At 67.3% G+C, this 22,165-nt stretch carries 14 protein-coding genes and 2 pseudogenes; 7 read left to right on the plus strand and 9 right to left on the minus strand.

What is annotated here, in order from left to right:
* The first annotated feature begins 2 nt into the window (after positions 1–2).
* Genes ROSELON_RS10230 through cobD form a run of 3 tightly spaced genes read left to right on the plus strand, consistent with a single transcriptional unit; the run spans position 3 to position 2,672 of the window.
* The gene (locus ROSELON_RS10230; RefSeq protein WP_245605324.1) at positions 3–761 is read left to right on the plus strand and encodes a hypothetical protein; all 759 of its coding nucleotides are present in this window, start codon (positions 3–5) and stop codon (positions 759–761) included.
* On the plus strand, positions 758–1,699 hold the full coding sequence (gene cbiB, locus ROSELON_RS10235; RefSeq protein ID WP_025312307.1) for an adenosylcobinamide-phosphate synthase CbiB: 942 nt from the start codon (positions 758–760) through the stop codon (positions 1,697–1,699). Before ROSELON_RS10230 ends, cbiB begins: the two co-directional genes overlap by 4 nt.
* Before the next feature lies 1 nt (position 1,700).
* Entirely contained in the window at positions 1,701–2,672 is a 972-nt protein-coding gene (gene cobD / locus ROSELON_RS10240; protein WP_025312308.1) for a threonine-phosphate decarboxylase CobD, read from the plus strand.
* 54 nt (positions 2,673–2,726) lie between these two features.
* Here cobD and ROSELON_RS10245 read toward each other — a convergent pair whose 3' ends face one another.
* The 4 genes and pseudogenes from ROSELON_RS10245 to ROSELON_RS10260 all read right to left on the minus strand — a co-directional run bounded on the left by ROSELON_RS10245 (position 2,727) and on the right by ROSELON_RS10260 (position 8,170).
* Positions 2,727–4,430: an ABC transporter ATP-binding protein gene (locus ROSELON_RS10245; RefSeq protein ID WP_025312309.1), complete on the minus strand. Its 1,704-nt coding sequence runs from the start codon at positions 4,428–4,430 to the stop codon at positions 2,727–2,729.
* Positions 4,430–5,382: pseudogene (locus ROSELON_RS10250) on the minus strand (ABC transporter permease). The gene ROSELON_RS10245 and the pseudogene ROSELON_RS10250 overlap by 1 nt, the downstream one beginning before the upstream one ends.
* A 10-nt stretch (positions 5,383–5,392) precedes the next feature.
* On the minus strand, positions 5,393–6,355 hold the full coding sequence (locus ROSELON_RS10255; protein WP_038650358.1) for an ABC transporter permease: 963 nt from the start codon (positions 6,353–6,355) through the stop codon (positions 5,393–5,395).
* A 225-nt stretch (positions 6,356–6,580) separates the two neighbouring features.
* A complete protein-coding gene (locus ROSELON_RS10260) occupies positions 6,581–8,170 on the minus strand; it encodes an ABC transporter substrate-binding protein (RefSeq protein ID WP_025312310.1) in 1,590 nt (529 codons plus the stop codon).
* A 646-nt stretch (positions 8,171–8,816) separates the two neighbouring features.
* Between ROSELON_RS10260 and ROSELON_RS10270 the strand changes: the two genes are divergently transcribed.
* The 3 genes from ROSELON_RS10270 (at position 8,817) to ROSELON_RS10280 (ending at position 11,404) form a co-directional block, all read left to right on the plus strand.
* The gene (locus ROSELON_RS10270; RefSeq protein WP_245605325.1) at positions 8,817–9,869 is read left to right on the plus strand and encodes an AraC family transcriptional regulator; all 1,053 of its coding nucleotides are present in this window, start codon (positions 8,817–8,819) and stop codon (positions 9,867–9,869) included.
* A gap of 108 nt (positions 9,870–9,977) precedes the next feature.
* Complete coding sequence (locus ROSELON_RS10275; RefSeq protein WP_025312313.1) at positions 9,978–10,805, plus strand: NmrA family NAD(P)-binding protein; 828 nt, start codon at positions 9,978–9,980, stop codon at positions 10,803–10,805.
* Between the two features lie 104 nt (positions 10,806–10,909).
* Complete coding sequence (locus ROSELON_RS10280; RefSeq protein WP_025312314.1) at positions 10,910–11,404, plus strand: anthrone oxygenase family protein; 495 nt, start codon at positions 10,910–10,912, stop codon at positions 11,402–11,404.
* Between the two features lie 26 nt (positions 11,405–11,430).
* Here ROSELON_RS10280 and ROSELON_RS10285 read toward each other — a convergent pair whose 3' ends face one another.
* From ROSELON_RS10285 to ROSELON_RS10305, 5 genes are all read right to left on the minus strand, one after another.
* Positions 11,431–11,691, minus strand: coding sequence for an acyl carrier protein (locus ROSELON_RS10285; RefSeq protein WP_025312315.1), 261 nt, complete (start codon positions 11,689–11,691; stop codon positions 11,431–11,433).
* Positions 11,688–12,857 (minus strand): dihydrolipoamide acetyltransferase family protein, encoded by a 1,170-nt coding sequence (locus ROSELON_RS10290; protein WP_025312316.1) that lies wholly within the window; start codon positions 12,855–12,857, stop codon positions 11,688–11,690. Before ROSELON_RS10290 ends, ROSELON_RS10285 begins: the two co-directional genes overlap by 4 nt.
* 1 nt (position 12,858) lies before the next feature.
* Complete coding sequence (pdhA, locus tag ROSELON_RS17825; RefSeq protein WP_025312317.1) at positions 12,859–14,853, minus strand: pyruvate dehydrogenase (acetyl-transferring) E1 component subunit alpha; 1,995 nt, start codon at positions 14,851–14,853, stop codon at positions 12,859–12,861.
* A complete protein-coding gene (gene acsA, locus ROSELON_RS10300; protein ID WP_051508466.1) occupies positions 14,850–16,556 on the minus strand; it encodes an acetate--CoA ligase in 1,707 nt (568 codons plus the stop codon). Before acsA ends, pdhA begins: the two co-directional genes overlap by 4 nt.
* Positions 16,557–16,678: 122 nt before the next feature.
* A complete protein-coding gene (locus tag ROSELON_RS10305; protein WP_084613874.1) occupies positions 16,679–19,381 on the minus strand; it encodes a cation-translocating P-type ATPase in 2,703 nt (900 codons plus the stop codon).
* A gap of 317 nt (positions 19,382–19,698) precedes the next feature.
* Here ROSELON_RS10305 and ROSELON_RS10310 point away from each other — a divergent pair.
* Positions 19,699–22,075 (plus strand): annotated as a pseudogene (locus ROSELON_RS10310) (glycogen/starch/alpha-glucan phosphorylase).
* Positions 22,076–22,165: the final 90 nt, after the last annotated feature.

A 22,165-nucleotide genomic window follows, 5' to 3' on the forward strand; every position in this document is an offset into this window, starting at 1 on the left:
GGTTGCAAGGGCGGGTTGGCCCCGCCGCCGAGGTTGCGCTGATCACGCTGGCTTGTCCGGTCGCCGGGGCGCGGGCCGAGATCGCCGCGTCCGCCACGCTCGGCCTCGAGCAGGCCGAACCGCTGCTGGATATCGCGCGCTGTCGCGGGTTTCTGCGCCATCTCGGTCTGGCTGATGCCCTCCGGATCCGGCTGCAGGCCGACCTGCCGCCCGGTGGCGGCGCCGGCATGTCGACCGCGTCGCTGGTGGCCCTCGCGCGGGCGGCGGGCGCGCCCGAGGACCGGATCGCGGCGGCCTGCCTTGCGGTCGAGGGGGCGACCGACCCGGTCATGCTGCCATGCCCCGACGCGGTGCTCTGGGCCCCCCGCTCGGCGCGGTGTCTGGCCGGGATGCCGCCCCCACCCGCAGCCGAGATCGTGGGTGGCTACTGGGGTCCGCCCTGCCGCACCGATCCCGGCGATACCGCCTTTCCCGAGATTGACGATCTCGTGTCCGCCTGGGCCACCGGGCCCGATCTGCCCGAGGCCGCGCGCCTTGCGGCGCGGTCCGCCACGCGCACGACGCGGTCGCGCGGCCCCAAGAACGACCCGACCCCGGCCATGGCCCGCGACCTTGCCGCCTTGGGCTGGGCGCGGGCGCATACCGGGCCAGCGCGTGCGCTGATCTTTGCGCCGGGGCAGGCCCCCGCCGATGCCGAGGATCACCTGCGGCGCGCGGGCTATACCCATATTCTGCGATTTCGCACCGGGGGGCGCGCATGAGTTTTGCCGCTGCGATGGCGCTTGCACTGGTGATCGACGCCTGTCTCGGCTGGCCCGATCGCCTCTACGCCCGTATCGGGCATCCGGTGACGTGGATCGGGGCGGTGATCTCGGCGCTCGAGACGCGGCTCAATCATGGCCCCGACCGGCGGCGGCGCGTCTGGGGGGGCGTTACCGTCGCGATCGTACTGGCGGTGTCGATCCTGCCCGCGATCTGGGTCCAGAGCGTTCTGCCGGACGGGTGGGGCGGGGTGATCCTGGCCGGAATACTGGGCTGGCCGTTGATCGCGTCGCGGGCGTTGCACGACTATGTCGCCGCCGTATCGCGGCCGCTGGCGTCGGGCGATCTGGCCGGGGCGCGGGCCGCGGTCGCCATGCTCGTCAGCCGTGATCCCAAGGGGCTGGATGCCGCAGCGGTGGCACGGGCCGGCGTCGAAAGCCTTGCTGAAAACACCTCGGACGGGGTTGTGGCCCCGCTGTTCTGGGGGGCGATCCTGGGCTTGCCCGGGCTGGCCGGGTACAAGGCGGTCAACACGCTCGACTCGATGATCGGCTATCGCAACGACCGCTACGAGGATTTCGGAAAGGTCGCCGCGCGTATGGATGACGCGCTGAATCTGATCCCGGCGCGGCTGACGGGGCTGATCTTCGTGCTGGTATCGGGGCAGAGGCGCAGGGCCTGGTCTGTCATGCTGCGCGATGCGGGCCAGCACCGGTCGCCCAATGCCGGTTGGCCCGAGGCGGCGATGGCCGGGGCCCTTGGCATCCGGGTATCCGGGCCACGTGTCTATGACGCGCGTGTCGTCCAGGAGCCCTGGGTCAACGCGGGCGCACCCGACCCGGATGCCGAGGACATGGCGCGCGGCCTTGCCCTTTACCTGCGAGCGATGGTCTTGTGTGGCGCGGGCCTTGTGACGCTCGCTTGGATCGGGGGCTGACATGCGCGACCACGGCGGCGATCTGGACAGGGCGCGCGCGACCTATGGCGGGGCCGACTGGATCGATCTGTCGACCGGGATCAACCCGGTGCCGTACCCGATGCCGGACCTGCCGCATCACGCAATCGCCGCCCTGCCCACCGCGCAGGATATCGCCGCGCTCGAGGGCGCGGCGGCCCGCGCCTATGGCACCGGGGCGCAGGTGGCGGCGCTGGCCGGGGCGCAGGGGGCCATCCAGCTGGTGCCCCGCCTGCGGCCGGTCCGGCGGGCCGCCGTGCTGTCGCCCAGCTACAACGAACATGCCGCGTCGCTGAGCGCCCAGGGCTGGGAGGTGGAGGCGGTGGCGTCACCCACCGACATGGCCGGGGCCGATCTGGCGGTGGTGGTAAACCCCAACAACCCCGATGGGCGGTGTTGGACGCCGGAGGAGATGGCCGCCCTGGCCGACCGGGTCGGGCTGTTGGTGGTGGATGAGAGTTTCGCCGACCCGCACCCCGAATTATCGCTTGCGCCGCGACTGGCGCACATGGGCGAACGGGCGATCGTGCTGCGGTCCTTCGGCAAGTTCTACGGTCTGGCCGGGCTGCGGCTGGGCTTTGCCATTGGGGGGACCGAGACCGTGGCCGCGATCCGTGCGCTGGCCGGGCCATGGGCCGTCAGCGGCCCGGCGATCGTGGCAGGGACGGCGGCGCTGACCGATGCCACATGGCGCGCGGCCTGCTGCGCGCGGTTGGCGGATGACAGCGCTCGACTGGATGCGCTGGCCGTGGCGGCGGGGTGGGGCCTTGTCGGCGGTACGGCGCTGTTTCGGACCTATGACGCGGGCAATGCCCGCGCCGCGCAGGAGCGTCTGGCCCGAGCCGCGATCTGGACACGCATCTTCCCCTATAGCGATGGCTGGATCCGCCTCGGCCTGCCGGGCAGCGAGGCGGCATGGCAGCGCCTGCGCGCGGCGCTGCCGGGGGCGACCTGATGGCATGACGGGTCTTGCGCGGACCGTCCACGCCACGCGGCGGTGGCGGGGCGTTCAGGCGACGTTCAGCCCTTCGTCCGACAGACCGTCGAGGCGCGGCATCAACGACAGGAGATGCTGCGTATAGGCATGTTGCGGGCGGCTGAACAGCGTCTCGGTTTCGGCCACCTCGACCAGCTTGCCGTCCTTCATCACGCCGACGCGGTCGCACATCTGGCGCACCACGGGCAGGTCGTGGCTGATGAACAGCATGGTCAGGTTCAGATGTTCCTGCAGATCCTTGAGGATATTGAGGATCTGCGCCTGGATCGACACGTCCAGCGCGCTGGTCGGTTCGTCGCAGATCAGGAACTTGGGCTGCGTCGCAAGAGCCCGCGCGATGGAAATGCGCTGCCGCTGCCCGCCCGAGAACTCGTGCGGGTATTTCAGCCCCGCCTCGGCGCCCAGGCCGACACGGTCCAGCAATTCGTCCACGCGTGCCTTCAGGGCAGGCCCCGACAGGATGCCGTGATGCCGCGCGGGTTCGGCGACGATCGAGTCCACCCGCATGCGCGGGTTGAGCGACGAATAGGGATCCTGAAAGATCATCTGAATCTCGCGTCGATACCAGTCGGGCACCCCCGATTTGCCGGCGGTCACGTCCTGCCCACGGTAGCGCACCGCGCCGCCATCCACCGGGTACAGCCCCGCGATCATCCGCGCGATGGTCGACTTGCCCGAGCCGCTTTCCCCGACAAGGCCGAACACCTCGCCCTGGCGGATCTCGAACCGGGCCTGGTCGACGGCGGTGAAATATTGCCGGCGAGAGGGCAGGATCGCGCCCTTGGACAGGAAAGTCTTGGTGATGCCCTCGGCCTCGATCAGCGGCTTGCCGCGTTCCGAGGCGTCGGTGGGCCAGCTGCGCGCAAGGTCCTCGATATGGAACTCGGTCACGCGCCCGCCGTAAGAGATCAGCGGAAAGCGCGCCAGCTTGATCGTTGGCCGCGGGACGGCGGCGATCAGCGACTTGGTATAGGGGTGCTGGGGGCGGCCCAGAACATCACCCGTCGCGCCGCTTTCGACGACCTCGCCCTGATACATCACCGTGACCTTGTCGGTGGTGTCGGCGATCACGCCCATGTCATGGGTGATCAGGATCACGCCCACCTGCCGCTCGCGCGCCAGTTCCTTGATCAGGTCGAGGATCTGCGCCTGGATCGACACGTCCAGCGCGGTGGTCGGCTCGTCCGCGATGATCACGTCAGGTTCCGAGCACAGCGCCAGCGCGATCACCACGCGCTGCCGCATCCCGCCCGAAAACTGGTGCGGATACTGGTTCACCCGCTCCTGCGGGTTGGGGATGCCGACGCGGTCGATCAACTCGACCGCCCGGGCCTCGGCCGCGTCCTCGGACAGGTCCAGATGCGCGCGGATGGTCTCGACCAGTTGCTGTTTGACCGTGAACAGCGGATTGAGCGAGGTCAGCGGGTCCTGAAAGATCATCGAGATCTTCTTGCCCCGCAGCGCCTGCATCGCCTCGGCATCAAGGCCCGAGATCTCCTCGCCCCGGAACCGGATCAGGCCGCCGGCAATGCGGCCTGGGCGTTCCAGCAGGCCCATGACCGCCGCGCCGATGGTGGATTTGCCCGCGCCGCTTTCGCCGACAAGGCCGTGGATCTGGCCGGGCTCGACTGTCAGATGCGCATCCTTGACTGCGACAAAGGTCTGGCGGCGGGTCGGAAACTCGACCGTCAGGTTCTCGATTTCCAGCAGGGACATCAGCGCAACCTCGGGTTCAGGGCGTCGCGCAGCCAGTCGCCCAGCAGATTCACCGACAGGGCAAGGGCCAGCAGCGTCAGCGCCGGGAAGAACAGGATCCACCACTCGCCCGAGAACAGAAAGCCTTGGCCGATGCGGATCAGCGTGCCAAGCGAGGGCTCGGTCGGGGGCGCGCCGACGCCGAGGAAGGACAGCGTCGCCTCGGCAATGATGGCCAGTGCCAGCGAGATCGTGGCGATCACCAGAACCGGCGACAGGACATTGGGCAGGATGTGGCGCAGCATGATCGAAAAGGGCGAGCGCCCGATCAGGCGCGCGGCCTGCACATATTCCTTCGAGCGTTCGACCAGCGTCGCGCCGCGTACGACGCGGGCGAACTGCACCCAGTCCGACAGGCCGATGGCCAGGATCAGCACCCAGATCGCCATCTGGTCGCGGTATTCGGGCGGGGTGATGCCCTTGGCGATGCCGAAGATCAGCATCGCGACAAGGATGGCGGGAAAGGTCAGCTGCACGTCGGCCACGCGCATGATGATCGTTTCGGTCAGTCCACCGACATACCCGCGATCAGCCCCAGCGTGACCCCGATAACCAGCGCCAGAAACACCGCCGCAAACCCCACGAAAAGCGAGATGCGCAAGCCGTAAAGGATGGTCGAGAACACATCGCGCCCCTGGTCGTCGGTGCCCAGCAGAAAGCTGTCGCCGGTGAACATGTTGGCCTCGCCCGGCGGGGTGAAGCCGTTCATCAGGTTCAGCGTCGCGGGGTTGAACGGGTCATGCGGCGCGATCAGCGGCGCAAAGACCGCCGACAGGACCAACAGCAGCACCACGGCGGACGAGATCAGCGCCACGGGCGAGCGCCGGAAGGAATGGGCCACGTCGCTGTCCCACGCCATCGCGATGCGGGAGCGGGCGCGTTCGGCCTGAACGGTGTTCGCGTTGTCTGTCATGGGACGTCCTTCACGTTCTCAGCCGCGGGTCGATCGCGACATAGAGCAGATCGACGACCAGGTTGATGGCGACGAACATCACCGAGATCAGCATCAGGTAGGCGGCCATGACCGGGATGTCGACGAACTGGATCGCATTGATGAACAGCAGCCCGACGCCCGGCCATTGGAATACCGTTTCGGTGATGATGGCGAAGGCGATGATCGAGCCCAGTTGCAGGCCGGTCACGGTGATGACGGGCACCAGCGTATTCTTGAGCGCGTGGCGGAAATGGATCGCGCGGTCCTTGAGGCCGCGGGCGCGCGCAAAGCGGATGTAATCGGCGCGCATGACCTCGAGCATCTCGGAGCGCACCAGCCGCATGATCAGCGTCATCTGGTAAAGCCCCAGCGTGATCGATGGCAGGATCAGGGCGACCAGCCCCGATTGCGTCAGGAACCCGGTGGACCAGCCGCCCACCTGCACCACGTCGCCGCGCCCGAAACTGGGCAGCCAGGACAGTTCCACCGCGAAGACGTAGATCAGCAGCACGCCGATCAGAAAGGTGGGCAGCGACACGCCGATCAGCGACAGGGTCATGATCGTGTTGGCGGCAAACCCGTCGCGCCGGATCGCGGTGAAAATGCCGAAGACGATGCCGAACACCATGGCGAACAGGCCCGACACGGCCGCCAGTTCCAGCGTGGCGGGCAGCCGTTCGGCGATGATCTCGGCGACGGGCCGCCCCTGACGGTACGAGATGCCCAGATCGCCCTGCACGGCGCGCACCAGGAAATCCCAGTATTGCACGAAGAATGGCTTGTTCAGCCCCAGGCTTTCGCGCAGCCGCTCGATATCCTGCATCGTGCGTTCCTGCCCCAGCATCGTGTCGATCGGGTCGCCCACGAAGCGGAACATCGCAAAGGCCACCAGCCCCACGATCAGAAGAACCAGCACCGATTGAAGAATGCGTTTGAGGATGTAGCTGACCATCTGCCTGCCATTTCCGTTTTGCTTCGGGGGTTGCTGCACTCTCTTGCCCAAAGGGTCAAGTCGTCATTCCGACGGAGCCGACCCCGCGATCTCGGCACGGCAAAAGGGCGACCGATCCCGGCGATCCCAACATCAGGAAAATGGAAGAGAAAAACAGGCAAGCGCGGCGTGCGGCCGTTGGGGGTGCGGGGCGGCATGCTGTGCGTGCCGCCCCACGATGTCAGGTCACTCGGCTTCGAAATATTTGAATTTCACCGAGTCGTCGGCATCCACAAGCGTGCTCCAGCCGTCCGATATGCCCCAGTTCAGGATCTGGTTGTGGACGGGGATGTAGATCAACTCTTCCTCGGCCATTTCCCAAAGCTGCGCGATGGTGGCGTCGCGGGCGTCGAGATCGACCTCGGAGGCCAGCGACACGATCATCTCGTCCATCTCGGCATCCGAGAAATTGGTGCCGTTCCAGCTGCCGCGCCCCTCGCCACGGGTGTGGTAGAGGAAGTTGAAGATGTATTCCGAGTCATAGGTCGGAACACCCCAGCCCAGCATATAGAAGTCGGTTTCGCCATTCGCGATCAGCGGGAAGTGCTGCGCGCGGGGCAGGGCCGACAGGTTCGCGGTGATGCCGATTTGCGCCAGCATGCCGACGGTGGCCTGGCAGATCGCCTCGTCGTTGATGTAGCGATCGTTCGGGCAGTCGAGTTGCACCGAGAAACCGTCGCCATAGCCGGCCTCTTCCATCAGGGCGTTGGCCGCTTCGATGTCATAGGCGGGGTAGGCGTCAAGCTCTTCGGTCCAACCGTTGACCGGGGGCGGCATGATCACGCCCGCGGGCTCCGACTGGCCGCGCATCACGACCTGCTGGATGGCCTCGCGGTTGATCGCGATGTCGATGGCCTGACGCACCCGGAGATCGGCGAAGGGGTTTGCCCCATCGACATTGTCCAGCTCCAGATCCTCGGCGCCGACATTCATGCCGAAAAAGATCACGCGGTTCTGCGGTGCGGTGATCACCTCCATCCCGTCGGCGTCGTTGACGCGCTGCAAATCCTGGACCGGCACGTCCTGGATGAAATCCACCTCGCCGGTCAGCAGGGCCGCGACGCGAGTGGCCGGGTTCTGGATCGGGGTGAAGATGATCTCGCTGACGGCCAACGGAAACTCACCCACGCCCCAGTAGTCGGGATTGGCGCTGAGTACGGTGCGCACATCGGCCTCGCGGCTTTGCAGCACGTAGGGGCCGGTGCCGTTGGTGTTGCGCGCGGCATAGGTGTCTTCGCCTGCGGCGTAATCCTGCACCGCCTCGGCGTTGTTCGCCTCGGCCCAGCCCTGATCCATCATCATGATGTTGGTCAGGTTGTTGGGCAGCAGCGGGTTCGGACCGTCGGTGACGATTTCCAGCGTGTAGGGGCCGGTTGCGCGCACCTCGGAGACCGAGCTGAGCAGTTCCTTGAAGTTCGAGGTTTCCGTCATCGCGCGTTCGATCGAGAACACCGCGTCGGCGCTGTCGAACTCTTCGCCGCCGTGGAAGGTCACGCCTTCGCGCAGGGTGAAGACCCAGACATTGGGATCGTCTTCGGACGGTTCCCAGCTGGTGGCGAGGCCGGCTTCCATTTCGCCGGCATGGTTGCGCACGATCAACGGCTCGTAGATCTGGTGCATCAGCGTCGTCGTCGGGCCTTCGTTCTGCGAATGCGGATCGAGGGTCAGCGCCTCGGCGGCCCGTGCCCAACGCAGCGTCTCGGCCGAAACCTCGGCTGCGGTCAGCGCCGTGGTGGCCAGCAGCGCCGCACCGAAGGCGGCTACACGAAAGGTCATCGTAATCTCCCTGAACGTTTTTTGACTGCGCGGGAGTATGGACAGGTTTTGACGGTTGTCCAGACGTGCCGACGCGCCGCGCGCGACGTCAGCTTTGCGCATGAGGCGCGGCGTTTTTCCCCGGCAAGCCGATCCCCATTGCCGTGGTGGCGTGGCTTTCGGCACATGCAAATCCAGTTTGCCGACATGCCCCTTTTCGGCAAAGGCGCGCTTGCGCCGCCGCGTAGCGCCGGAAGCGCCGCGCACGAGTGCTGCCGATGCGCCAAGGCCGCGCGTGGTATCCGCCCTGGCGGCGCTGGTCACGGCGATGCCAAGCGCGCCACAGGTCGCGGCCATTTGCTCGACGCCCGAGCCGATACCGCCCGAGGCGCCGGTGCCCAGACCGGTGTCGCCTCGGCCAACCTGCGCGCGTGGCGGCCGCGCCACCGGATGCGCGCTTGCGGCAGCTGTTGCAGGCGCACAAGCAAGCGGCGGCTACCATGATGGCCGCCCTTGCAGATCTTCCGGGCTGCGAGGCCCGGATCTCGATTCTGTTCGAGGGGGTGACGCAAAGTTGGCCCCTGTGGGGCGAAAAGGCGTTGGCCGCCGCGCGCGAGATGGCGGCGACACTCCCGGCTGGCCGGGGCAGGGCATCCTGACCGCGCGCATGGGCCGTGCCTTGGCCACGCCCCGGCTTGCCCCTAAGCTGGGCGGCATGGGCTATGTCACGTCACTCTTTGCGCGAAAAATGGTGGCGGCGGCCGGTGACGCGGTGGATGGCGATGGCCTGCTGCGGTCTGTCGGGCTGGACCCGCAGGCGGCCTGGGACCCCCGGCAGATGATCCCGGCGGCGGCCTATTATGACATGCTCGAAACCATGGCGACCCAGACCGATGTCACCGATCTGCCAGTGCGCGTCGGCGCCTCGATGCGCTGTGACGATTATGGCGCGCTGGGCTTGGCGTGGAAGGCGGCGGTCGATCTGCACGGCTCGCTGTCGCGGATCGCGCGCTATGCCCGCCTCTGGACCAGCGTCGTCCGATACGAGCTGCGGCCCGATCCGCGCGGCCTGTTGTTCGTGCTGCACCGGCCGGGCGAACGACGCCTTGGGTTGCGCCTGTCGAATGAGACAACGCTGGCCGCGACCGTCTCGCTGGCCCGGCAGGTCGCGCCCGGCCCGGTGACGCCACTGGAACTGCGCCTCCAGCATCCCGAGCCGCGCTCTGTCGCGGCCCACGCCGCATGGTTCGGCTGTCCGCTGCGGTTCGAGGCGGGCTGCGATGCGCTGCTGTTCTCGCCCGAGACAATGGCGCAGCCGAACATCCTCGGCGACGACGGAATTTCGCGCTACCTGATTTCGCATCTCGAGGCCGAGTTGTCGCAGATCACGCAGGACACACCGCTGATCCGTCAGGCGCGGGCCAGCATCGCGCAATCGCTCAGCGAGGGGGTGCCGAAAATGGCGGATGTGGCGCGCAGCCTCGGCCTGAGCGCACGATCCTTCCACAGGCGTCTGTCCGAGCAGGGCAAGAGTTTTCAGGGCCTGACCGAAGAAACGCGCCGCGACCTGGCCGAGGGGTTGTTGCGCGATGACCGCCATTCCCTGGCCGAAATCGCCTTTCTCACCGGCTTTTCCGAACAGAGCTCTTTCACGCGTGCGTTCAAGCGCTGGCTGGGCACGACACCGGCTAGCTATCGGCGCGATCATTTGCGCCGCTGATCGTGACAGTGGCGGCCACGGTCAAAAGCCTGGCACCCGCGGTCAAGACCGCGTGGCAGGCCCGCCATTATCCCTCGGGTATCAACACCGACCCAAGGAGACCGCGTCATGCACCCCAACCCCACCCTCGTCATCGGCGCCACCGGCAAGACCGGCCGCCGCGTCGCCGCCAAGCTTGAGGCCAAGGGCCTGCCGGTCCGCCATGGATCGCGCCGGTCGGCCCGGCCCTTCGACTGGGAGGCCCCCGAAACCTGGCAGCCCGCCCTCGACGGGGTGCGCGCGGCCTATGTCACCTATTTCCCCGACCTTGCCTTTCCGGGTGCTGTCGAAAAACTGGACGCGCTGTGCGAAACGGCCAAGGCCGCCGGGGTCAACCACCTTGTCCTGCTGTCGGGCCGGGGCGAGCATCACGCGCGGCTGGGCGAGGAGGTGGTGCGCAGCTGTGGGCTGGAGTTCACCATCGTCCGGGCGGCCTGGTTCGCGCAGAATTTCAGCGAGGGCTACCTGCGTGACCCGATCCTGACCGGGGTGCTGCCTATGCCGGGCGGCGACATGCCCGAGCCGATCATCGACATCGACGATATCGCCGATGTGGCCGTCGCCGCCCTGACCGAGGCGCGCCACCGGGGTCAGCTCTACGAGGTGACGGGGCCGCGCCTGATGACCTTCGCCGAGATGGCAGCCGAGCTGTCGGCGGCGACGGGCCGCGAGATCCGGCACGTGCCGATCAGTTTCGAGGCGTTCCACGCCAATATCGCGCAATCGGGCGGCGATTTCGTGGCCGATGTCTTTACCGCCATCGCGCGCGAAACGCTGGACGGGCGCAACGCCCATGTCACCGACGGGGTCGAGCGTGCGCTGGGCCGCAAGCCGCGCGATTTCAGCGCCTTCGCCCGCGCGGCGGCTGAGGCGGGCCTCTGGCCGGTCGCGGCCTGACAGCGCGCAAGGCGGCGGCATTCCGCCAGCCCAATCCATTCTTTTCCTTGGGGGGCGGCAGCGTCGCAGCCGCCCCCTGACCAACTCAGAAAGGACGTGATCATATGTCCATGCTCCTCCTCGCCGTGATGCACATCGCTGCCGTGGCATATGCAGCGATCGGCGGTGTCTTCCTCGCCTTTTCGGATTTCCTCATGCGCAGCCTGTCGCGCTCACCGGGCGCAAGCGGCATCGAAACCATGCAATCCATCAATCGCGAGGTGTTCCGCTGGGTTTTCATGTCCCTGTTCCTGGGCATGGCGCCGGTATCGCTGTTGCTGGGCCTCGTCGCGGCCCCACGGGTCGAGGCAAACGCCGCGCTGCCAATCCTGCTGGCGGCGGGGGCATACCTTGTGGGGTGCTTCGGCGTGACGGTCGCCTTCAATGTGCCCATGAACCAGGCGCTGGCCGCGATGACCCCGCCCGACGACCGCGCCTTGGCTTATTGGGCCGACAGATACCTGCCGCGATGGACGTTCTGGAACACCGTCCGCACGGTGGCCTGCGTCTTTGCGTCCACCATGATGATGCTGGGCCTGATCCGCATGGCCGTGGGATAGCCGACCCGACACCAATGTGCGTGCCGTCACGCCCCCTCGGACGCCGCCGCGCGTTCGGCCAGGTAGGCGGCGGCCTTGGCGGGGGTTTCGATCCGCGGATAGTCCCCCTCGGGAATGTCAAAGCCCAGGCGCGTGTGCAGCGCGGTGACAAGGTTCAGCACATCCATCGAGTCCAGCCCCAGATCGTCCTGGATATGTTCGTCATCGGCGACGGTGTCGGCCTCGATATCAGGGGCGATGCGGGTCAGTTCCTCGAGAAAGAGGGCACGATACTCGGTGTTGGTCATAGCATCTCCGGCGCTTGAAGAAGTTCGGCGAACCTGCTGATAAAACGGGCAACCTGCCGCCCGTCGCTGACGCGATGATCGGCAGACAGGGTCAGCGTCACGACATGGCGCGGCACGACCGCGCCCTCGACCACCCAGGGCCTGAGATGGGGCGCGCCCAGCCCGACAAGGGCGACCTGCGGCGGAAAGATGACCCCGCTCATCGCCTCGGCGCCCGTATCGCCGAGGCTGGAGACGGTGATCGTGCCCGAGGTCATTTCCGACCCGCGCAAACGCCCGCTTCGCGCCCGGCTGACCAGATCGCGCATCGCCGCCATAGTGTCATCCAGCGACAGGTCTGCCGCATCCTGGATGGCCGGCGCGACCAGACCGCCACCGCGCAAGGCGATGGCGACGCCGACATGGACCGCAGACGCGGCGACGAACCCCTCGGGATCGCTGTAATGGCCGTTCATCTCGCGCACCTTTGCGGCAGCGAGGGCGGCGGCGCGCACGAAGACCGCCCCGAGCAGCACGCGATCGGCCGGGGGGCAATCGGCGTTGCGGGTTTTCAGAAAGGCGATGGCGGGGTCCACGTCGATCGTCTCGGACAGGTAGAAATGCGGGATGGTCTGTTTGGACCGTGTCATCGCGGCGGCGATGGCCTTGCGCATCTCTTCCATGGGCGAGGAGGCCGGGCGCGGCCGAACGGGCGCGGCGTGCTCGACATCGGCCAGCAGGATCGCGCCGCCCGGTCCACTGCCCTGGAGCGCCGCCAGATCCACCCCGAGGTCCTTGGCGCGCCGACGGGCCGCCGGTGAGGCAGCAGCGGCAGACCCCGGCATGACGCGTGGTTCGTCAGCGACCGGCGGGGCGGATGGCGCAGACGCGGGCGGGGACTCCGCGCCCTGGGGCGCGGGTGGCGCGGCGACGGGGGCGGGCGGGGCCTCCCCCTCGGCCAGAACAACGGCCAAGGGCGCACCGACGGGCAGATCCGCCCCAAGATCGGCCAGCAATTCGTGCACCGTGCCGTTCTGAAAGATCTCGATCTCGATCGCGCCTTTCTGGGTCTCGACCGCCGCGACCACATCGCCGCGTTTGACCGTATCGCCGGGCTGGACCAGCCATTCGACCAACCTGCCGCGCTCCATGTCGGCCCCGAGCGATGGCATGCTGAACACGGCCATCTCAGCGGCCCAACTGCGCCCTGGCGGCGGCGATGATGTCGGGACCCTGAGGGATCGAGGCGTCTTCGAGATGCTTGGGGTAGGGGATCGGCACCTCGCGGGCGCAAACGCGCCCCACCGGGCCGTCGAGCGACCAGAACGCCTGTTCGACGATGCGCGCGCAGATCTCGGCCGAGAGCGAGCCGCTGCGCCAGCCCTCGTCGATGATGACCGCGCGGCGCGTCTTGCCGACCGAGGCCATGATCGTGGCATCGTCCAGTGGCCGCAGGCTGCGCAGGTCGATCACCTCGGCCTCGATGCCTTCGGCGGCCAGCGCCTCGGCGGCCTCCAACGTTTTCCACAACGACCCGCCATAGGTGATCAGGCTGACATCCATGCCCGCGCGCCGCACGGCTGCCTTGGTGATATCGACGGCTCCGGCGGCCGCGTCGATCATGGCGGTGCGGTTATAAAGCATGACATTCTCGAAGATCAGCACCGGGTCGGGGTCCTGCAGTGCGGTCCAGAGCATGCCGCGCGCATCCTCGACCGTGGCGGGGGCCAGCACCTTGAGCCCCGGAATATGGGCATACCACCCCTCTAGGCTGTGCGAATGCTGCGCGGCCAGCTGTTTGCCCGCGCCCGTGGCCATGCGGATGACCAGCGGCACGCCGAATTGCCCGCCCGACATGTGCCGGATCGTGGCGGCGGTGTTCATGATCTGGTCAAGCGCCAGCAGGCTGAAATTCACCGTCATCAATTCCACGATGGGGCGCATGCCGGCAGCCGCCGCCCCGATGCCCGCGCCGGTAAAGCCCGACTCCGACAGGGGCGTGTCGCGAATGCGCGCTTCGCCAAACTCGTCCATCAGCCCCTTGGACACGGCGTAGCAGCCGCCATAGGCTCCCACATCCTCGCCCATCAGGAACACGCGGTCGTCGCGAGTCATGGCGTCGCGGATGGCCTGTTTGACGGCTTCGCGATAGGTGATCTCGACTGTCTCGCCCGAGGGGGCGGCGGGCGCGGGCGGGTCCGGCTGTGGCCCCAGCACATGCGCCTCCAGCGTTTCGACGGGCTCCCACGTGCCGGCCTCGGCAAAGGCCACGGCCTCGGCGATCTCGGTGTCGCCCTCTGCCTCTATCGTGGCGATGTCGCTGTCGTGGATCAGCCCGGCCTCCAACAGCCATGTCTGGAACCGGACGATGGGGCCATCGGCGCGGCGGGCCTCGATCTCGGATTTCTCGCGGTACAGCTGAGCGTCGAACATGGAATGCGCGCGGAATCGGTAGGTCTGGCATTCCAGAAAGACAGGCCGCCCCGTCTCGCGGATGCGGGCCAGCGCCGTGCGGGTGGCGGCCTCGACCTCCACCACATTCATCCCGTCCACGACCTGCGCCTCGATCCCGTAGGCGGCGGCCTTGCTGCGGATATCGGTCTGGCTTTCCGAGCGCGCCAGCGCGGTGCCCATGGCATAGCCATTGTTTTCGCAGACGAACAGGACGGGCAGGTCCCACAACTCAGCCAGGTTCAGGGTCTCGTGAAACTCGCCCTCGGCCACCGCGCCCTCGCCGAAAAAGCAGACCGTCACGCGATCCTCGCCGCGCATCTTGTCGCCAAGCGCGAGGCCCCCGGCCAGGGGCAGTCCGCCGCCGACAATGGCGTTGCCGCCGAAAAACTCCGCCTCGGCGTCGAACAGATGCATCGAGCCGCCACGCCCGCCCGAACAGCCCTCGGCCTTGCCGAACATCTCGGCCATGACCTGCGGCATCGGTACACCGCGCGCCAGCGCATGGCCGTGTTCGCGGTAGGTCGCCACGATCCTGTCGGTGTGGGACAAGACCGGGATCACGCCGGCGGCGATGGCCTCCTCTCCGTCATAGAGATGCAGGAAGCCGCGGATTTTCTGCTGCGTGTACAGTTCGGCGCATTTGTCCTCGAACCGGCGGATGCGGATCATGTGGCGCAAGATGTCCAGCACATGCGCACGGTCGAGACGGGGCTTGTCGGTGACACTCATGTTTCGTCGGTCTCCAATGTGGAAATGTCGCCCTCGGGCAGGCCCAGCTCGCGCGCTTTCAGCAGGCGGCGCATGATCTTGCCCGACCGTGTCTTGGGCAAGGTCTGACGGAACACCACCTCGCGCGGGGCCACGGCGGGACCCAGCCGTTTTCGCGCATGGCCGCGAATGACGCGTTCCAGAGCGTCGGACGGATCGAAGCCGGGGTTGAGCGTGACATAGGCCTTGACCACCTCGCCCGCGGTCTCGTCGGGGATGCCGATGACACCGGCCTCGGCCACGGCCGCATGTTCGATCAGCGCGCTTTCCACCTCGAACGGGCCAATCAGGTGGCCGGATGTCTTGATCAGGTCGTCGGCCCGCCCGACGAACCAGAAATATCCGTCGCCGTCGCGCATGGCGAGGTCGCCCGACAGGTACCAGTCCTCGACGAAGCATTTGTCGTAGCGGGCCTGTTCATGCAGATACGCGCGCATCATCGAGGGCCATCCGGGGCGCAGCGCCAGTTCGCCGACCTTGCCCGCGCCCAACTCCAGCAGCCGATCGCCGTCGCGCTCGACGATCCCCGCGACGATCCCCGGCAGCGGCTTGCCCATCGAACCGGGGCGCACCTCCATCCCCGGCAGGTTGGCGATCATGATGCCGCCGGTTTCCGTCTGCCACCAGTTGTCGTGAAAGGGCTGGCCGAAGACCTCGGCGCTCCAGGTTACGGCCTCGGGGTTGAGGGGCTCGCCCACGCTGGCCAGAAACCGTAGCGACGAGAAATCGAACCGCGCCGCCGCCTCGGGTCCGGCGCGCATCATCATGCGAATGGCCGTGGGGGCGGAATACCAGACCTCGACCGCCTCGTCCTGCAAGATGCCGTACCAACGATCGAGGTCGAATTCCGCCTCGTCGATCAGCAGCGTGACCCGGTTTACCAAGGGCGAGATGATTCCGTAGGAGGTGCCCGTCACCCAACCCGGATCGGCGGTACACCAATAGATCGTGCCGGGCGTCAGATCGAGCGCGTGCCGCCCGGAATAGGCATGATAGGCGACCGCATCATGGACATGGACCGCGCCCTTGGGCTTGCCCGTCGTGCCCGAGGTGAAGTGGATCAGCGCCGGGTCGTCGGGTCGCATGGGCACCGTTTCGAACTCGGGCGCGGCGGCGGCCATCGCCGGGGCCAGGGCGACACAGCCCTCGGGGGCGTTATCGCCCAGGATCAGCACCAGTTTCAGCGATGGGATCGCGTCGCGCCAGGCCGCGATCTTGCGCTTGTAGATCGCGGCGGTGGTCAGCAGCACATTGGCGCTGCCGATCTCCATCCGGGTGCGCACGGGTTCCGGGCCAAAAGCCGAAAACAGCGGTGTAAAGACCATGCCGGCCTTCAGCGTGCCCAGGGCACAGGCATAAAGCGCGGGCACCCGCCCGGTCATGGCAAAGACGCTGTCGCCCCGCTGCACCCCATGGGCCGCTAGGACATTGGCAAAGCGTGCGGCCTCGGTGCTGAGCGCGGCATAGGTCAGATCGCGCCGCTCGCCGGATTTGCCCAGCCATCGCAGCGCCACCTGGTCGCCGTGTCCGGCCGCAACATGGCGGTCCAGCGCCTCGTGGGCGATGTTCAGGCCATCGCCCAGGCCGTCGATCATGGAACGCGCCTCGGCCCATGCCGCATCGGGCAGGGCACCGGCGCCGGTCGCGTCGCGGTTGCCTTGCATCGTCATCCTCCCTCGCGCCCAGTGTGAAAGCGACTCGGGCCGGGAAACATGATGCAGGTCAATGCACGCAAGGCGTGTTTACAATCCCTCGCTGTCAACCCTCGGACGGTTGCAGGGGCCAGTCAACGCGCGCGCCTCAGGATCAGCAGGACCTGCCCCACCAGCAGCGGCCCGAAACTGGCCACCCCCGCGCAGATCAGGCCCGCCATGCCGGGGGACTCCAACTGCAGCAGATCCGCCAGAAACGGCTGCCAGAGCGCAAGGCCGATCAGTGCCAGACACAGGGCGATAGCCCCCCAGACATAGGGGTTGCGGCTGACCTCGTTGCGCAGCAGGCCCGCCTCGGGATCGCGCAGGTTGAACACGTTCCAGACCTGCGCCAGCGCCAGTGTCAGAAAGGCCACGGTCACCGCGGCCCCGGTGTCGAGCCCGAGCCAGAACAGCGCAAAGGCGAAGGCCGCTAGGGTCGAGACCGTGATCGCAGCCCCCAGCGTTGCGATCCACTGCCATTCCGGACGCCCGACAATCGGCTCGTCCGGGTCGCGCGGGGGGCGGTGCATCACCGCGTCATCGCCGCGTCCCAGCCCCAGCGCGAAGGCGGGGAACACATCGGTGATCAGGTTCAGATACAGGATCTGCAGTGGCAAGAGCGGCGTCGGCAGGCCGCCCCCGACCGCAAGGCCCACCACCAGCACCTCGCTGATGTTGCACGACATCAGGTAGACCACGAATTTCCTGATATTGCCAAAGATCACGCGGCCTTGCCGCATCGCCTCGGTGATCGTGGCAAAGGCATCGTCGCGCAGGACCATATGCGCGGCTTCCTTGGCCACCTCGGTGCCGCGCTGGCCCATGGCGATGCCGATGTCGGACTTTTTCAGCGCCGGGGCGTCGTTCACCCCGTCGCCCGTCATGGCCACGACATGGCCGGCCTGTTGAAACACCGACACCAGCGTCAGCTTGGTGTCCGGTGCGACCCTGGCAAAGACATCGGCCGTCAGGATGCGCGCGCGCTCGGCCTCGTCCAGCGTGTCGGCGGGGCGGCCCGCCAGCGTGCGGCCCTCGATCACGCGCAGATCGCCCGACCCCAGCCCGGCACGACCGGCGATGGCACGCGCGGTGTCGGCGTGATCGCCGGTGACCATGACCACCCGGACGCCGGCGCGGTGGCAATCGGCGATCGCCTCGCGCACGCCGTCGCGCAGCGGATCGCGCAACCCGACCATGCCCAGCAGGACGAGGTCCCGATACGGGTCGCCGTCGCCATCGCCGGTCTGCTTCATCGCCAGACCCAGCAGGCGCAGCCCCTCTTGCCCCGATTGCGCCGCACGGCTTTGCCAGCGGGCTTTCGCCTCGGGGGGCAGGGCCGTCACCTGACCGTCCGGCGTCATGACCTGGGTGCAGACCTCGAGCACGGCCTCGGGCGCGCCCTTGACGGCATAGATGGCGCCCCTCTCCGCCCCCCCGTCCGCGCCATTGCCATGGACCGTGGCCATCATCTTGCGATCGGGGTCGAAGGCGTGTTTCGCATGTTCCGGCAAGGTGCCGCGCAGCGCCTCGCGCCTTAGACCCGCCTTTGCCGCGACGGCCAGCAGCGCCACCTCCATCGGATCACCGGTATGGTTGGCCTGCGCGCCGTGGTCCAGTTCGGCAGTGCTGCACAGCGCGCCCACGCGCAGCGCCCAATCAAGCGGTGTCGCTGTCTCGGGGGTGAGGGGCGATCCGTCGCGGGAAAACGGGGTGCCATCGCCGGTCTTGGCAACCTCGACGTCCCCGTCCGGCAAGAGATAGCGCATCACCGTCATGCGGTTCTCGGTCAGGGTGCCGGTCTTGTCGGTCAGGATGATCGTGGTCGCCCCTAGTGTCTCGACCGAGGACAGCCGCGTGATCAGCGCGTTGCGCGCGCTCATGCGCCACATCCCCCGCGCAAGGCACAGCGTGGCCACGACCGGCAACCCCTCGGGCACGGCGGCCACGGCCAGGGCGACGCCGGTCTGCAGCATCGCCGCAATCTCGTTTCCACGCAGGATGCCCGCCCCGATGGTCAGCGCGGCCAGGGCCAGCGTCAGCCAGACCAGCCAATGCCCCAACAGGTCGAGGCGGCGTTCCAAGGGCGCGACCTCGCTTTCGGCGCTTTGGACAAGGTCGCTGATCCGCCCGATTTCTGTCTGCGTGCCGGTTCCGACGACGATGCCCTCGCCAGCGCCCTTTGTGACGGCGGTGCCCTTGTAAGCCATGCCGGCGCGGTCGCCGATGGCGGCATCGGGCGCCACCGCGTCGGTCTGCTTGCGCACCGGGATCGATTCGCCCGTGAGGATCGACTCGTCGATTTCGAGGTTCGACGCGCCCGCCAGCCTGAGATCGGCGGTGACCACGTCGCCGGCCTCGAGCACGACGATGTCGCCCGGCACGAGGTCCTGCGCATCCAGCATCCGCTCGGACCCGTCGCGCCGCACCCGCGTGCGCACCTGCGCGATCCGCATCAGGGCCTCCATCGAGCGGGCGGCGCGCAACTCGGTGAAAAACCCCAGCGCGCCGTTGATCAGCAGGACGACGATGATGGCCAGACCCTCGGCGATGTCGCCAAAGGCCAGCGACAGGCCCGAGGCCGCGGCCAGGAGCCAGACGATCATGCTGGTGAACTGGTGGCGCAGGATGGCGACCCAGCCTTTGCGCTTTTGCCGACGCAGCCGGTTCGGCCCATGACGCGACAGGCGGCTGGCGGCCTCGTCGCGCGTCAAACCCGTCATCGGGTCGGTCCCCAGCCGTTGCGCAACGCTGGCCAGATCGGTGGCATGGGGGGCTGGCGTCTTGATCTCTTGCATCGGCGTATCCCTTGGGCCGTCGGCAGCCGGATGGCCGCCCCACATCGCGTGGCCGCTGCCATGTTTCCCAAAACCATCGGAAAAAGAAAATGCGACGCCCCCGCCCGCCCCCCGCCGGGCACGGACCATCCGCAGATGCACGCACGCCCGCCTTGCGCGAATTGCCCAAGTCTTGATCACTTGCCGGCAATGCTGATCAGGATGTGGTTTTTGCACCAGGATCGGGGCGCGCTGCGCTTCGTCCCTTGCATCGCGATCCGTGCTGCGAAAGAACGCGAGAGGCTCATCACGCGAGAAAGAAGCAGAGGCAGCGCCACATGAACTTCCTGACGCCCGTGGATGCCAAGGGCATGCGCAGCGCAATCCTGCACCATCTGACCTACACGATGGGCAAGGATGCCGACCACGCCACCACCTATGACTGGCGCATGGCGCTGTCCTTTGCGGTGCGCGACCGGATTGTGGACGGTTGGTTCGCCTCGACCCGCAAAAGCTACGAGACCGGGGCAAAACGTGTCTATTACCTGTCGATGGAGTTCCTGATCGGGCGGCTGTTGCAGGACGGGCTGGTCAACCTGCGGCTGCTGGACGACACCTGCGAGGCATTGACGGCGTTGGGCCTCGATCCCTGGCAGGTGATCGCCAATGAACCCGATGCGGCGCTGGGCAATGGCGGGTTGGGCCGTCTGGCGGCCTGTTTTCTGGAATCCCTGTCCAGTCTTGGCGTCCCGGCCCATGGCTATGGCATCCGCTATGAGCACGGCCTCTTTCGCCAGCGCATCGTCGATGGCCGACAGGTCGAGTTGCCGGAAAAATGGTTGCAGCAGCACCACGCCTGGGAATCGAGCGCCCCGAGGCGCGTTATCGCATCGGATTTGGGGGTGAGCGCAAAAGGCCGGCTGGACCCCGGCCGAGGCCGTGATCGCGGCGGCCTACGACACGCCGATCGTCGGCTGGCAGGGGCGTTGGGCGAACACGCTGCGCCTGTGGGCCGCCAAGCCCGAGGAAGGGTTCGATCTCGACAGTTTCAACCGTGGCGATTTCGTCGCCGCCGCCGCGCCCGAGGCGATGGCCCGCACGATCAGCCGGGTGCTCTATCCCGACGACACGACCGAGATCGGCAAGGAGTTGCGCCTCAAGCAGGAGTATTTCTTTACCGCCGCCTCGCTGGCCGACATTCTACGCCGCTTCGAGACGGAACATGGCGATCTGCACAAACTCCCCGAAAAGGTCGCGATCCAGCTCAACGACACGCATCCGGCCATCGCCGGGCCCGAACTGGTGCGCCTGTTGCATGACGAGAACGGCGTGCCCTTCGACGAGGCGATGGACCTTGCCCGCAACACCCTGGGCTACACCAACCACACGCTTTTGCCCGAGGCGCTGGAGCGGTGGTCCGACGACCTGTTCGGCCGTCTTCTGCCCCGGCATCTGGAGATCATCGACCGGATCGACACGGCCCATCGCGCGGCGTACCCGTCCAGCAGCGTGACGATCCGCGAACCCGGCGTGGTCAAGATGGGCGAATTGAGTTTCGTCATGGCGCATCGGGTGAACGGCGTCTCGGCGCTGCACACCGAGTTGATGAAATCGACCGTGTTCGAGGAACTGAACGCCCTGCACCCCGAACGCATCGTCAACCAGACCAACGGCGTGACGCCGCGGCGCTGGCTGTTGTCGTCGAACCCGCGGCTGGCCAGCCTGATCACCGCACGGATCGGCGAGGACTGGGTCGGCGATCTCGAACAGCTGGCGCAGCTGGAGGGCCATGTCGACGACCCGGCCTTCCTGTCGGCCTATGCCGAGGCCAAGCGCGCCAACAAGGCCGATCTCGCCGCGTGGATCGAGGCCACGCATGGCATCGCGCTGGACCCGGCGATGATGTTCGACGTGCAGATCAAGCGTCTGCATGAATACAAGCGCCAGCACCTGAACATCCTCGAGGCCATTGCGTTGTGGCAGGCGATCCGGGCCGCACCCGACGCCGACTGGACCCCGCGGGTCAAGATCTTTGCCGGCAAGGCGGCGCCCGGGTACTACTTTGCCAAGGACATCATCCGCCTGATCAACGACGTGGCCGATGTGGTGAATGCCGACCCGGTCACGCGCGACAAGCTCAAGATCGTGTTCCTGCCGAATTACAACGTCACCCTGGCCGAGCGGCTGATCCCGGCCTCGGACCTGTCGGAACAGATCTCGACCGCCGGCAAGGAGGCCTCGGGCACCGGCAACATGAAGTTCGCGCTGAACGGTGCGCCGACCATCGGAACGCTGGACGGCGCCAATGTGGAAATCCGCGAGCGTGTCGGGGAAGAGAACTTCTTTCTCTTCGGGATGACGGCCGATGAGGTGGTGGCCCGCCGCGAGATCGACGACCATGCCGCCCGCGCCATTGCCGATGATCCACGCCTCGCCGCCGCCCTGGCGGCGGTGCGCGACGGGACCTTCTGCCCGGATGAGCCGGAGCGCTACGCCCATCTCGTCGACAACCTGTCGGGGCCCGATTACTTCCTCGTCTGCTCGGATTTCAGCGATTACTGGCACGCGCAACGGGCCGTGGATGCCGCCTATCGCGATGCCGATGCCTGGACGCGGATGGCTGCGCGCAACACCGTGCGGTCTGGCTGGTTCTCGTCCGACCGGACAATTCGCGGCTATCTCAGGGATGTGTGGAGCGCCGCGCCGGTGATCTGAACGCGCCCGCCCCGTCTGTCGGGGCGGTTGCAACTGCGCCGCGTTGCCCTAGGCTGGCCGAGGATGTGGGTGGCGATGAAAGCGCTGACG

Origin of the sequence: Roseibacterium elongatum DSM 19469 (assembly GCF_000590925.1) — a bacterium.
GTDB lineage: Bacteria > Pseudomonadota > Alphaproteobacteria > Rhodobacterales > Rhodobacteraceae > Roseibacterium > Roseibacterium elongatum.

Excerpts from the sequence above, each read along its gene's own strand:
- cbiB (WP_025312307.1), top strand. The coding sequence starts at position 758 with ATGAGTTTTGCCGCTGCGATGGCGCTTGCACTGGTGATCGACGCCTGT.
- cobD (WP_025312308.1), top strand. The coding sequence starts at position 1,701 with ATGCGCGACCACGGCGGCGATCTGGACAGGGCGCGCGCGACCTATGGC.
- ROSELON_RS10245 (WP_025312309.1), bottom strand. The coding sequence starts at position 4,430 with ATGTCCCTGCTGGAAATCGAGAACCTGACGGTCGAGTTTCCGACCCGC.
- ROSELON_RS10255 (WP_038650358.1), bottom strand. The coding sequence starts at position 6,355 with ATGGTCAGCTACATCCTCAAACGCATTCTTCAATCGGTGCTGGTTCTT.
- ROSELON_RS10260 (WP_025312310.1), bottom strand. The coding sequence starts at position 8,170 with ATGACCTTTCGTGTAGCCGCCTTCGGTGCGGCGCTGCTGGCCACCACG.
- ROSELON_RS10270 (WP_245605325.1), top strand. The coding sequence starts at position 8,817 with ATGGGCCGTGCCTTGGCCACGCCCCGGCTTGCCCCTAAGCTGGGCGGC.
- ROSELON_RS10275 (WP_025312313.1), top strand. The coding sequence starts at position 9,978 with ATGCACCCCAACCCCACCCTCGTCATCGGCGCCACCGGCAAGACCGGC.
- ROSELON_RS10280 (WP_025312314.1), top strand. The coding sequence starts at position 10,910 with ATGTCCATGCTCCTCCTCGCCGTGATGCACATCGCTGCCGTGGCATAT.
- ROSELON_RS10285 (WP_025312315.1), bottom strand. The coding sequence starts at position 11,691 with ATGACCAACACCGAGTATCGTGCCCTCTTTCTCGAGGAACTGACCCGC.
- ROSELON_RS10290 (WP_025312316.1), bottom strand. The coding sequence starts at position 12,857 with ATGGCCGTGTTCAGCATGCCATCGCTCGGGGCCGACATGGAGCGCGGC.
- pdhA (WP_025312317.1), bottom strand. The coding sequence starts at position 14,853 with ATGAGTGTCACCGACAAGCCCCGTCTCGACCGTGCGCATGTGCTGGAC.
- acsA (WP_051508466.1), bottom strand. The coding sequence starts at position 16,556 with ATGCAAGGCAACCGCGACGCGACCGGCGCCGGTGCCCTGCCCGATGCG.
- ROSELON_RS10305 (WP_084613874.1), bottom strand. The coding sequence starts at position 19,381 with ATGCAAGAGATCAAGACGCCAGCCCCCCATGCCACCGATCTGGCCAGC.